This is a genomic window from Alteromonas sp. ABE4_545 (assembly GCF_056161325.1).
Map to the genome: position 1 here is coordinate 375,874 of NZ_JBSWYY010000001.1, position 13,075 is coordinate 388,948.

The window sequence follows — 13,075 nt, forward strand, 5'->3', positions numbered from 1 at the left end:
TTTTTGTGTCATTCTGTAATGATGTTTTAATTTATAAAAATCATCAATTTAGCGATTGGCGAATGATGCCGGCTTGGATTGCAAAGCCACTGTAATGCATCTTGGTTGTGCGGTCGCACTATTGTTGGGCAAAAGAATTCAGGAAGTGGAGCATACCTGATTAGTCATTATAAAGCCAAGCCTTCAGGCAGTGTTACAAAAATAGAATGGCGCACCTCGTTGTACATCGCGCGACTGCAATGACCTTCGCCTTCGGTATCTTCCAACAACAATACGTCGCCAGAGCCAAACACGTGGCGTTCACCTGAAGACACCGTGAATTCTGCGCGCCCTTTTAAAATAAACAACAATTGGCGAGCGGGGGCGGGGTGCCATTTAAAGTCATAATCAGCAGGCGTTTCACGAAAAATCACAGAACCCGCAGGGAATTTTTCAGACAACAAGCCAATTGGACCGCCGTCTGCAAGTGGGATATCTACTTCACCAAAGTGACTTTTTCCTTCGGCATCATTGTATATGCGCGTGATTTTCACGGCGTACTCCTTAACGTCGATGTTGAGATGATAATTGTTGAATACTCGACCACAGAACGCTCAGTGAAGCGGCGACATCGTCAGTAACAATGGCTTCTGCGGGATGATGGCTTATGCCACGATCACAGCGAACAAATAGCATGGCAACGGGGCAGATATCGGCTATTGCCATAGCGTCATGGCCCGCGCCCGACGGCAAAGTCAAAGGGCGAATACCATTGTCTGTAATGGCTGATTCCAATATCTTTCGCAAGCCTTGATCACAATGAACCGCGCTGGCGTTATGGGTTTCTTCAACCTGTAATGACACATTGCGTTCTGCTGCAATACCTTGAATTGACTGCATAATCTGTTCCAACGCGAGATCGCGAGAGGCGTCGTCGGCACTGCGAATATCGAGAGAGAACACGGTATTACCCGAAATCACGTTTACGCCATTGGGACGATTGCTAATTTTCCCTACCGTAGCAACCACGGGATGCGCGTTGGCAATACGCTCTACTTCCAAAATCATGGCCGCTGTTGCGGCAAGGGCATCTTGTCGCATCGTCATGGGTACAGTACCGGCGTGACCCGCGAAACCAGTGACTTCAATAGAGAGACGTCGTGCCCCAGCGATGGCAGAAACAATACCTACTGGTAGATTTTCCTGCTCTAAAACGGGGCCTTGTTCAATATGGGTTTCGATATAGCCTATTAGTGACTCTGGGTTAATAGCGGCTTCAGCCACGTCATCAAAATTCAACCAAAATGCGCGCATGGCATCGGCTAAACTTACCCCATCGGCGTCTTGAAGCTCACGCCAGCTGTTGGGCCATGATTGGGTTAATGCACGACTCCCCAGCAAGGTTGACCCAAAACGGGTCCCTTCTTCATCACCAAAGCCAACAATATCGACGTGGAAGGGTAAGCTGATTTGATTGTCATGGCAGTATTGCAACACTGCCAAGGGGGCCAATACGCCTAACATACCGTCGTATTTGCCACCGTTGGGTACAGTATCCAGGTGGCTGCCCATCAATAAAACTTTTGCATCAGCATCCTGACTGGCGTAGCGCCCCCATTGATTACCGGCGGCATCTTGCCAAGTTTGCATACCCGCACTTTGCATCCACTCAGCCACTTGCTGATTAGCGCGCGTGTGTTCTGGCGTAAGATAACGGCGGTCGACCATACCGGGCGATTGGGTAATGGCGCCCAGTATGTCGCATCGGGTCATGACATCCTTGGCCAATTGGCTAAATTCACTCATGCAGATTTACCTGCATAAACATCAAGGGCTGCATCAACACCTTCGCCCAAAGCCATTTTATGGCCTGCGCGGCGCAATACGGTTTCAAGTGATTGCAATGTATGTAACACAGCGTCTTGGCGTGCGTTGTAACCCATAGTGCCAATACGCCAGATTTTGCCTTTTAGTGGGCCAAAGCTGGTGCCAATTTCGATGTTGAAGTCGAGTAGCATTTGTTGGCGAATCGCTTCGCCGTCGACTACGTCGGGGATCATCACACCTACCACATTGTGCATTTTGTGCTTAAGATCACCAAATGGCGTAAGGTTAAGTGCCTTTACACCTGCTAGCATGGCGTCGCCGTTTAGCTTATGGCGATCAATGCAGTTATCGATACCTTCATCAATAAGATTCAACGCGCATTCACGGGCGCTGTAGAGCATGGTCGCCGCTTCGGTGTGGTGGTTGAGTCGTTCTTCACCCCAATAATCCATGATCATGGGGAGGTCAAAATAGTTGGAGCGGATACGCGAACCTTGACCCGATTGATGGCTATTCTCACGAATACCGGCTTCCACATGGCGACGCTTGTTGACCACGTCGACATAACGCTCGCTCAAGGTAACTGGTGCACTGCCCGAAGGGCCACCCAAGCACTTTTGCAAACCTACTGATACAGCATCGAGTTGCCACTTGTCGGTTTCAAACGGGTTTCCACCGATGGATGCGGTGGCGTCTGAGTAAAACAGTACGTCATAGCGGCGACAAATTTCACCTAAATGTTCAAGAGGCTGCAGCATTGTGGTTGAAGTATCGCCTTGTACGATGGCCAACATTTTGGGTTGTACTTTACGAATGGCTTCTTCAATTTGTTCGGGTTGGAACACTTCACCCCAAGGCACTTCAATACTGTGGACTTCAGCGCCAGCACGCTCGGCAATTTCACACAACAAATGACCAAAGCGGCCGAATATAGGCACAAGTACTTTATCGCCCGGCTCTAATGCCGACACCAAAACTGCTTCAATACCTGCGCGTGACGTGCCATCAATCAACAAGGTTTGCTTATTTTGCGTTTGAAACACCTGACGATACAAACCCATGACTTCGTTCATATACCCCGTCATTACAGGGTCATACTGACCAACCAATTGTGTTGACATGGCATTAAGCACACGTGGATAACAGTTTATGGGGCCTGGGCCCATTAATAGGCGAGGTGGGGGCGATAATAGTGACATGAAATAGCTCCTAAAGCAGACTTTGTGCGAGCATGCGCACGCCTGTGATGATGAGAATAACCGCGAAGACTTTCTTTAATTTTCCAGCATCTAGCTTGTTAGCTAGGCTAGCGCCCACTGGGGCGAAGAGAACTGTAAGTGGCACGATGGCACAAAAGCCAATTAAATTAACCAAACCAACGGTAAACGCTGGGGCGTCAGCAGGGCTGGTGCCCACAGTGAGTAAGGTAAGCGCGGCAGGCAGAGAAATAATTAACCCTACTGCGGCAGCGGTACCTACCGCTTTGTGTGCCGGGTAGTTACAAAACGTGAGTGTTGGCACGGTAAGGGTACCGCCACCAATACCCACCATAGAGCTGAATAAGCCTATGCAAGTTGCAATCAGCCACTGACCAATGCGGCCCGGCAAACCATTAAACAGTGATTTTTTACCACCAATCAGCATGTTAATGGCTGAAATCGACGCAATTACGCCAAACAAAATGGTTAACCATTGGCCATTCACTTGTGTCACAGCGTAGCTACCAAGTAGTACACCGATAAGAATAAACAGGCCCCAGCTTTTCAATAATGCAAAATCCACATTCCCTTTGGCATGGTGAGCGCGAATAGAACTGATTGAGGTGGGAACAATCGTCGCTAACGAGGTTGCGGTAGCCACAACCATTGCGCTTTCGGCCGAAACTCCCAGCGCTTGAAACAAAAAGTACAATACCGGAACAATAACAATTCCGCCGCCCACGCCGAGTAATCCGGCGAGAATACCGGCCACCACACCGGTGCCCATCATGGCGAAAATCGTGGGCAAATTATCAATAATGACGTCCATTTATGTGTCCTTGTTTTTTATTCTTGATAGGGTCGAGCTGTGGCGAAGCATTTGCCATCACTGCGCGGATCGGTTGAGGCATCAGTGTGACCATCGGGGTGGTGAACTATTGCGCCGGCATGGCCCATTAATTCGTTGCACGCTTCTACTACCACCATGTCGTGGCCGCGTTTGAGCAATTCATCACCGCCACTTTCGGCCAAGTCGCGTTCAACTTTTAAGTTGTGTGATTGGTCACCCCAAGTACGACCCAACAACCAACGCCCTTGGGCAATGGCTTGGTTTAGTGGCGTATTGTGATACACAAAACGAGAGAAAAGCGCGGCTTGGGTTTGAGGTTGGCCTTCGCCACCCATGGTGCCGTAAGAAATACGACGGCCATCATTTAACTCGGCAAAGGCTGGGTTAAGGGTATGGAAAGGTTTCATTCCCGGTGCGAGCACTTGTAGGCTGTTAGGATCTAGTGAGAATGAGGTGCCGCGGTTGTTCCATACAATGCCAGTACTCGGGCTGACAATACCGCTGCCAAATTCCCAGTACAAACTTTGAATGTAGCTCACCATGCGACCTTCGCTGTCACACGCGCCCATCCAGATGGTGTCACCCGGTTTTGCTTCATGGGGCCAAGTTTGGGCACTGTCTATTTTCACCGATTCAATCATTTTGTTGAGGCTTTCTTCGCTCAACAAACTTTGTAAATCAATGTCTACTCGTGACGGGTCAGCTACATAGCGGTTACGAACAATAAAGGCTTGCTTGGTGCATTCGATAAGCAAGTGAGCCATATCAATATCGGTTTCAGCTTGTTGATACACTTTGTCGTACAACGCCAATATGATCAGCGAAGCAATGCCTTGGGTCGGCGCGGGCAGGTTATAAAGCTTGCCCTTGCTGGTTTCAACAGACAGCGGTGTAACCAGTTGGGCTTCGTAATTGGCAAAATCTTCAAGGGTAATCGGTGAGCCCGCCGCAGCGAGATCGTTGGCTAATTTTTTCGCAATGTCACCGTGATAAAAATCATCAAGCCCTTTATCTGCGAGTTCTTGCAAGGTCGCGGCTAACTTAGGCAATTTAACAATTTTGCCTTTTTTCAGCGCTTTGCCTTTAATCAAAAACTGATCAAAATTGGGATCATGAGCAAGGTCGCGATAGGTTTTAAAGCTGGCATCAGACAAACTCTGAGTCACTTCAATACCCCAACTCGCTTGGCTGATTGCGGTTTCAAGCAGCTCCTTTAGCGGCATTGGGTTTTGCCACTGCTCGCTGATAGACAGAGCTTTTTGCCAGCCAGCAACGGCGCCAGCCATACTCAGCGCCGCTTTACCGCCACGGCTCGGGATTGCACTCTCGCCGGCGTAGAACTCAGGCGTGGCATTGGCCGCAGCCACACCGCAGGCGTCTATAGCAATGGGGGCTTTGCCTGGCTCACTGATTAACCAGAAACCATCGCCACCTAGGCCATTCATGTGAGGGTATTCCACCGCAATTGACGCGGCAGCGGCAACCATAGCTTCAATGGCTGTGCCGCCTCGTTGGAGTATTTCGTTTCCGACCTGCGACGCAGCAAAGTGCGGCGCAGTAAATGATACGTGTTTTGTTGTCATGAGTGTGCATCCACGAGTTGTTTCGCCCAAGCAATCAACTGTCGGTCACTGCCGCGAGCGCCGATAAGCGATAAACCACAAGGTGCACCGTCCAAGGTGAAAAGAGGTAAGTGCAACTGGGGTAAACCAGCTAATCCGGCAAAGGCAGTCATGCCGAGTAATTGATTTCGATAGTCAGCAAGTTCACTGTCTTGTGTAGACAATAACGGAGACTTGCCTGGAGTTGTAGGGATGATCAACGCATCGTACTGTGAAAATAAGATGTCGATCTGGGCGATGATTTGTTGTTGTGATGTTTTTGCATCGAGTATTTCTTGCTCGGTTAATGCGGGTAGGGCATCGAATCGAGCTTTTATATCAGGCGCGATAGCGGGTTGTTGTTCTGTTAACCACGCACCGTGTTGTTGGTAAATAGCCGCGCCTTGCAAGATGCGAAAGGCGTTGCCTGTACCGTATTCATTGGGGTCGAGAGAAATGGCTTGGTCTATGCCTTTTTCCTTTAGCCATGCAAGGCTTTGGTCGGTATGCTCGACGCTTTGAATTAAATTGTCGGCATAAGCCAGATTGGGCTGACTGTCGCTGACGGTTTGCTCGTTCAGTAATACATCCGCGACGTTTTCGAGAGTGGCGATGTCTTTGGTCATCCAGCCTATGGTGTCGAAATCGGGGGCGAGTGGCACCATGTTGTCCATCGCAATCACACCGTAGGTGGGGCGCAAGCCAAACAAGCCATTATAGCTTGAGGGTACGCGAATCGAGCCTCCGGTGTCTGTGCCTAGGCCTATATCGGCTAAATTCCCTGAAACGGCAACGGCTGAACCGCTAGATGAACCGCCGGGTAAGCGTTCTGGCGTTACTGGGTTTTCGGGTGTGCCGTAATGAATGTTTTGTCCGTTGAGGCTGTATGCGAGTTCATCGGTAATGGTTTTTCCGACGAGTGTTGCGCCGGCTTCAAGTAATTTTGTCACTGCGCTGGCGGTTTGTGTTGGCGTTGCATGGCTTGCGAGCCAATCCGGGTTGCCGGCTGTAGTGGGTACGCCTTCAATATGGAATAGGTCTTTTACGGCCACGGTGAGGCCTGCCAATGGTCCTTGGCTTTGAGTTTTGGACGCAGGGGCGCGCCATACAAACGGGTTGTGGGTAATATACTGTTCCATGGGGAAAAAGGCGTTTTGTGTGATGCTTCTATGAAACGATTGTTTCACTGGTTTGTCAAGTGAAACATTGTTGGTTTCTTCGTAGTTCGTTCGCTTGGCGGTAACTGTGTCCCTCAGAAACACGCGGTAAATACATCCTTGTACGCTCGTGTTGCCACATCCCTGTGGCAAACGGTTTCTGATGCACACAGTCACCGCTTATCGCTCTCTACATTATTCTGAATATCCGTCTTTTGTAGTTTTAAATAGAAGATAATCCGAGTTGAAACTAACTCTTGCTTGAGGCTCCTTAGTAGAACACACATTTGTGTTAAAACATCAGCTATTCGAGGTGGGATGTCTTTTAAGCAATTAGTGAGCGCTATAGAAAAAGAGCGTTAACGAGTTAAAGATAGAGCGACCAAGCAGTGGGCAGGGGCGAGTCAGAAACCGTTTGCCGCAGGGATGCGGCAATCCGAGCGCCCAGGGACTGGGTTCACAGCGTGTTTCTGAGCCGAACCTGTCTACTGCCCGAGCGAGCTATGAAATAAATAGCCAGAGGCACTAAAGAACGAGCGAACGGACTACGAAGAAACCAGCCTCGGGAACCAAAGAAACTAATCATCCGCAAGTGAGTATTCGTCTATCCACTTTCGCTCGTCGTCCACTGTACGAACATCGCTAATTTGCCAACCTTTTGAAGTTTTTACATACAGCAAGTTCAACAACATCAACTCGTCATTGAGTAACACCGCATAATAAGCGTTTATAGCAGCAGAGCTAATAGGAGTAGCTTTAACCAGCGGTGATTCAGGAATAAAGATAGTTGAATCCGCTTTTTTGGTTTTGATAAAAGCGGTTAACGTTTCAAAGTCTTCCGAGACGTGAATTAAAGAAGTATCTGGAAAATAATCAGCAAGAGTAGAATCAGGATTCGCGTCACTCAAGTAGGCCAAGTAACGTTCACCCAGCTTTTCATAGTTGTCGTTTTTCTTTTGACCAAAAAAATAGGTCACAACGAACATGACCAAAATGGCCAATGAAATAATAAGTTTGCCAGTATGCATAGACTTTCCTTGTTACTTTGCTAGCAGCACGAACGTGCTCAACATCCCGATGAGCATAGACTAATTCGTTTTATTTTACTCAGACTCTATCTCGTCTAATCCCTCATACAACGACGAAATAGCCGTTGCGCGTGTCGAAGCGTTGCTCCCCACACGTTGATACACTTTATTACACAATACTGACACCAAACTCATCGGTGCAGCATAGCTGTCAAAAGCGAAGTGTTGACCTAATTGACAAACCAAAAGGTGATCAACTTTTTGGTTGTAAATTTGTCCAGAAGGATCAGTAAGCAATAGAGTCTTGTGGTCGGCCAATCGTTCAATTAGTTTTCCGAAACCGCGAGGGCGGCGGCGAAACCCCATCACAATTACAAATTGCTCTTTGTCGATGTCGAGTAAATCTTCGCCCACACTCTGACCCGGTTGAGGCAACAAGCGTACTTTGGGGCGAATTTGAATAAGTTGTTGGCGACAATGCATCGCGACAGGGTAACTATTGCGATAGCCGAACAAAGTAACCGCTGGCGCATCGGCGATCGCCTGGGCTACGGTGTCTAAGCGCTGCTCGTCCAAACTATCAAATGTAGTGCGTAAATTGTCTAACTCAGCATCAAGTACGCCTGTCGTTGCTTTAATATCTTGTAATGGCACGCCAGCGTGACGCAATTGAGAAAGGGTTTGACGCGCCTCTTGGTGAGATTGGTAACCCAGTTGGCGGAAAAATCGGCTAACGGTCGCTTTTGATGTATTAGTTGCACTTGCTAATTCAGCCATCGACAAGCTGAGCAACGCAAGGGGTTGTTGTTGCAAAAAGTTCGCTATTAAGCGCGCATTAGGGGAGAGTTGCGGATATTTACTGTCGATTCTTTCTAATATTTCAAATGTTTCAGGCATTTGAACCCAACCTAAAAGCAAACTGGCTAAAGGCGCATGTTGCGCGATTTAGCCAGTAAAGGCAATGTTAAGCGGCAGCTAATTGTTGATATCGTAACTTAACCAATGCCGGTTTAAGCATTAATACAAACCCAAATGCGCTGATTAAAAAGGCGATATTGATGATCAACGCTCCGCCTATCCATGCATGGCTGCCATAGATCACGCTGTGAATAATCACGATGAGGAAAAGCGCGACTGCATTTGCGCATAGCAACCAATATTTGCTGTTTAAATGATTTTTACGCCACAGCGTAAGGGCGCAAAATACCAACATAATGCCCCAGAACAAGCCTTTACCGGTAAAGCCAACGCTTATTTCGGTAATCGCTGTAATCCATAAAGCGAGGGGGGCTCCCCATACAATACCTGTCCACAAGTGATTGATGTAGTCTTGGTTCTTGCGCTTGGCCAGCCAAATATTAATACCCGTTACCGATACAATCGACAGCGCGATGCCCAGCAGAACATACAACACTTTTACTGCAAAGTTGCCAAAATGACCAAAGTGCAAACGGTAGACGGAGAATATCGCTTGGCGACCTGCCGCACCGTCAGAATATCCCACATTACCGAGGTAATTTCCCGCACTGTCATAACGATATTGCTCAGCATAAATCAATCTGTCGTGGTGTATCGCACCGATTAACATGAATTGTTCAGGAGAGTTAAACTCTTCGAGTGTTATGTAAAAGGGCTCTGCATCGGGAGCGATGGTTTTAAGGTGATGAATGGCTTTGGTTATCTGAGCCGGTTGTACTGGTTGGGTTAAGCTCGGCTCTTCACCGTACACGGTTTCAATGACCTTTTGGGTGTCGCCATTAAAATAAACATTGGCAAATAACAAACTAAACAGCGCCGCTAAACCGAAGAAAGCACCGGTTACACCAAACATTAAATGAAAGGGTAAGCCCCATACACTTAAACGATTGTGCAAGTCGGTTTGTTGTTGCAGGCTTGCTTTGTTCCAGCGCAAGTTAAAGGCGTCTTTAAATATACGTCGATGAGCCATCACACCGGAAATGATCAAACTTGCCAATAATACGCCTAATAGGCTAACGATAATCATGCCAAAACTCGTTGGCAAATGAAGGTATAAGTGTAAGTTCACTAACATTTCTTTCCACGGAAATGCTTCGTCGATGCCGCGAGAACCGTCTTTATTTAAAAAGAAGCTGTCGTGATCTGTTGTAATCCGTGCACGGGGTGTTTCTGTTGTTGGCAACACCAAGAATAAATGTTCAGACTCTTCAAAATCGGTCTTGAGAAAGTCGAGGTAACTCTGTTCTATTGTTGCAATGTCGTAGTCTAGTTGCTCTTCTACTAATGGTTGTTCCCATCGTTCAAATTCGGGGTAGAGCACAGCAATGGCGCCCGAAAGGCAGATGAGGTACATGAACGCGCCAATCGCTATGCCTAACCAAGAATGGCTGCGTAGCGCACGTCGGGTAGTATCTTTAGACGGTATCAGATTCATAATACAAACAACTTTAATGCGCTAATAGCAGTAATTAAGACAAAGACCAATAAAGGCTTAACGAGGTTTTCCTGAGCGCCAGCCCAATACGCAAAAACGCCCCAAACTATCGGGATGACATAAGCGTTAAAGGCGAGAAGATTCACCAGTTCAAACGGGAACAACCCCGTAATCGCAACGGTTGCGAACGTTGCACAAATACCCGAAAGTGGCACCACCAATAAGAACAAATATACCTGTTTAGGTAGGCTTTTTAAAAAAGCAGGAATAGAAAAATGCCAGCCTAAGTCGGGTTTTACCTGCCATTTTGCGCTACCAGCGAGGTCAGGAGAACGTGATAACACGGTTAACCATGCAAACGTGGCGATACCTGCAAGCCCATAAACCGCGCCGAATTCCGCACCATAAACGCTAGACCAGCATACAATAGCAAGAGCTTGCAGCAACCAAGCTAGCGGAGTTAACAGTAACGGGCCTTTGCCTCGCCAACGAAAATACAATGCCGACACCCCCACTAAATTGAGGGTTAACGCTGCCCAAGTCAGGAGCATATTGATGAGTCCTTTTTATTTTCACGCCTTACCATTGCAGTGGCGCACTTAGTGGCATAAATGGTAATGGTAGCCGTTCGTATTTGCAATATAAGTGCAAGGCAATTGCTTATAGATACGTTTAGTAAAAGCTTATGGTTAGTTGTTCGCACTAGGTGCAGTAGGGCTTAAATTGCACCGTTTAAGAAATTGCTGCCATAAGTGAACATGTTCGCTAACAGTTTGTTGATAGTGATTAAACCCTGCTGTTGCGTGCTGAGAAACCGCCTTTGTATATTCAGGATGTAATGCAGGGTGGGTGCTAAGGGTGTGATAGACCGGTAACAGCTTGTAGTGTAATTGGTTTAGCCGGCTGCCAATAGGCTGTATTTGCTCGATAAAAAACAAATAGAACACATTGCGTAAAATTTTTGCTTGTTCAGTAGCCTTGCCGTTGGGACAAGATACTGTGTTTAACAGCGGCCCAATTCGCGTATTCATGTTACCTAACAAACTCGCTAGGTCAGCTTGCGTACGCCACAAAATGGCCGGAATACGCGTTTGGCTGATACGTTGCAAACTCAATTCTAGCCGCACGGATAAATTGTCGTAATGCTGATCCGCGGTGACCTGAGTTAAAAATTGCCAACTATTTATCGCCGCTGTGATGTCATCGTTAGAGAGGGCGGTGAGGCTAGTTTGAGGAAACTGTATGGCTAGCCGCGTTTCTTCACTACTTTCAATGACACTGGCCCACAGCATGGGGAAGCTTTGCTGCTTTTGTTGCTCCCACCGGCTCAATTCATCTAACAATTGCTCGTTTTCCGAGGTAAGCGTTGCTGCGCATTCCTTAAACAGTGGCAGTAGCGCATATTCATAGGCAAGACGTTGGCTGGGGTATTGTACTTTCCCCAGTGTCGTATTGCGTTCAGCTACATGATGGGCCAGAGAGCAAGATTGCAGAGCATAAAAAGCATTGAGAGGTATATCAATACTCGGAATGTCCCTTTGCAGTGTCTGTTGGGAAGGAAAGACTAATGGTGCAGACGTGTGTTCGAGAGAAATATCGGTTGCTAAAACACGACTAAGACGCGACGCGTACTCTTGCATTAAAGATGAAACGTTAGGGCGAGAACACGCACTGATTATGCATAGTAGAAACAGTAAAAACATGCGCCGCAGCATTATAACTCCTTCGACGTAAGCGTGTGAGTTACGCCTTTTTGTTCATTATTACACGCTCTTGCGAACTTATGAATGTTGCGTGATAGCGAAAGCAGAGACGACTTTACGTTAAATTACACAAAAAACGCTTTATTGTTGATTAGTCAACTTGTCGCTGCGTGTATAATCCGCGCTATAACAAAGGCAACACCCTACACATGTAACATTATGGCCAGTTATCCCGGTTTTATTATTCAGCGTTATATCGACGCTATTCAACAGCATTTCAAAGTAACAAAAGCGCAAATTTGTGAACAAACGGGTTTGCAGCCAGCCTTGCTTGAGCATAACCAAGCATGGTTCTATCCGTCAGATAAGCACTGCCATTATCTCCTTCGTTTTGCGAATGAGCTGGGTTATTTTGCTCGATATGAAATGCCTGATTTAACCGTATACGACGGTTTTATGAGTGGCGATCAAGTCACGCAAAATACGGCATTTTCTGCATTGAGAAACGCCCCAACACTGGGGGACTTTCTGCGTCGGTTTTTGGTAATGGCACAAGCCATGCCGGCTCATCGTCACTGGATCGAGAAGCGTCACGGGCAAGTGCGCCTATACCACGACTTCAATTTCAAAGAAGAAGCGTTCGCCGCTCCTCAAGGGCTGTTTTATTTGTTGATGATTGAAATAAAAATGCTATTCAACATCGATGATTCAAAAATTAAACTCAATTTCAGTGGCGCTGGATTAAGCGACGAAGTGGGGTTTGGCCGTGCCACCAAAATGGCATTTGATATTCATGGTTCATTGTCGTATTTGCAGTTTAACCTTGATGTTGAACGCGTTTACAATGTCTACAGCAATCCCATGCTAGATCAAAATATTGCCCGTCGGTTTACCTCGCATTTTGCCGTATTTGAGCAAAAAAGTAGTGTGAGAAATCAGGTCGAAAAGATCATGCAACAAGGGCTGTTAGAAACCAATCAAATGCCAACAGCTGAGTATATTGCTAGTTTACTGAACATCAGTAAGTCGACTCTTTATCGACGACTCGCTGCCGAGGAGACGAGCTTTGCTCATATTCAACAAGCTGTGAGGTCTGAATTGGCGAAGCAGTGGTTGTCGCAAGGCAACATGAGCATATCTTTTATTAGCGACCGGCTTGGTTTTTCCTGCGCCAATGCGTTTACACGTGCTTTTAAACAATCGGTCGGGGCTTCGCCGCGCGACTTTAGACAAGGGTGCCGATAGTCGAAAATAGGCATTAAAAAAAGGGTGGCATATCGCAAGCCACCCTTTTTTGTGAGATAAACACAGTCGTTAT

At 47.3% G+C, this 13,075-nt stretch carries 12 protein-coding genes; 1 reads left to right on the top strand and 11 read right to left on the bottom strand.

From position 1 onward, the window contains the following. Nucleotides 1–167: 167 nt before the first annotated feature. The 11 genes from ACXAH6_RS01745 to ACXAH6_RS01795 all read right to left on the bottom strand — a co-directional run bounded on the left by ACXAH6_RS01745 (nucleotide 168) and on the right by ACXAH6_RS01795 (nucleotide 11,769). A complete protein-coding gene (locus tag ACXAH6_RS01745; protein WP_474874900.1) occupies nucleotides 168–533 on the bottom strand; it encodes a cupin domain-containing protein in 366 nt (121 codons plus the stop codon). Nucleotides 534–543: 10 nt separating this feature from the next. Then, complete coding sequence (locus ACXAH6_RS01750; RefSeq protein WP_474874901.1) at nucleotides 544–1,785, bottom strand: allantoate amidohydrolase; 1,242 nt, start codon at nucleotides 1,783–1,785, stop codon at nucleotides 544–546. Then, nucleotides 1,782–3,005: a pyridoxal-phosphate-dependent aminotransferase family protein gene (locus tag ACXAH6_RS01755; RefSeq protein ID WP_474874902.1), complete on the bottom strand. Its 1,224-nt coding sequence runs from the start codon at nucleotides 3,003–3,005 to the stop codon at nucleotides 1,782–1,784. Before ACXAH6_RS01755 ends, ACXAH6_RS01750 begins: the two co-directional genes overlap by 4 nt. 10 nt (nucleotides 3,006–3,015) lie before the next feature. Next, entirely contained in the window at nucleotides 3,016–3,834 is an 819-nt protein-coding gene (locus ACXAH6_RS01760; protein WP_474874903.1) for a sulfite exporter TauE/SafE family protein, read from the bottom strand. A 17-nt stretch (nucleotides 3,835–3,851) separates the two neighbouring features. Beyond that, on the bottom strand, nucleotides 3,852–5,438 hold the full coding sequence (locus tag ACXAH6_RS01765) for a gamma-glutamyltransferase family protein (RefSeq protein WP_474874904.1): 1,587 nt from the start codon (nucleotides 5,436–5,438) through the stop codon (nucleotides 3,852–3,854). After that, entirely contained in the window at nucleotides 5,435–6,643 is a 1,209-nt protein-coding gene (locus tag ACXAH6_RS01770; protein WP_474874905.1) for an amidase, read from the bottom strand. Before ACXAH6_RS01770 ends, ACXAH6_RS01765 begins: the two co-directional genes overlap by 4 nt. A 548-nt stretch (nucleotides 6,644–7,191) precedes the next feature. Beyond that, nucleotides 7,192–7,641 carry a hypothetical protein gene (locus ACXAH6_RS01775; protein ID WP_474874906.1) on the bottom strand — a complete coding sequence of 150 codons (450 nt, stop codon included), beginning with the start codon at nucleotides 7,639–7,641 and terminating at the stop codon, nucleotides 7,192–7,194. A gap of 75 nt (nucleotides 7,642–7,716) precedes the next feature. After that, entirely contained in the window at nucleotides 7,717–8,538 is an 822-nt protein-coding gene (locus tag ACXAH6_RS01780) for a MurR/RpiR family transcriptional regulator (RefSeq protein ID WP_474874907.1), read from the bottom strand. A gap of 67 nt (nucleotides 8,539–8,605) precedes the next feature. After that, entirely contained in the window at nucleotides 8,606–10,054 is a 1,449-nt protein-coding gene (locus ACXAH6_RS01785; RefSeq protein ID WP_474874908.1) for a PepSY-associated TM helix domain-containing protein, read from the bottom strand. After that, the gene (locus ACXAH6_RS01790; RefSeq protein ID WP_474874909.1) at nucleotides 10,051–10,605 is read right to left on the bottom strand and encodes a hypothetical protein; all 555 of its coding nucleotides are present in this window, start codon (nucleotides 10,603–10,605) and stop codon (nucleotides 10,051–10,053) included. Before ACXAH6_RS01790 ends, ACXAH6_RS01785 begins: the two co-directional genes overlap by 4 nt. 138 nt (nucleotides 10,606–10,743) lie before the next feature. Then, nucleotides 10,744–11,769, bottom strand: a complete 1,026-nt coding sequence (locus ACXAH6_RS01795) for a DUF3080 family protein (protein ID WP_474874910.1) — start codon at nucleotides 11,767–11,769, stop codon at nucleotides 10,744–10,746. Between the two features lie 207 nt (nucleotides 11,770–11,976). On the opposite strand from ACXAH6_RS01795, the gene ACXAH6_RS01800 reads away from it, so the two are divergent. Then, nucleotides 11,977–13,002 carry a helix-turn-helix transcriptional regulator gene (locus ACXAH6_RS01800; protein WP_474874911.1) on the top strand — a complete coding sequence of 342 codons (1,026 nt, stop codon included), beginning with the start codon at nucleotides 11,977–11,979 and terminating at the stop codon, nucleotides 13,000–13,002. The last annotated feature ends 73 nt before the right edge of the window (nucleotides 13,003–13,075 follow it).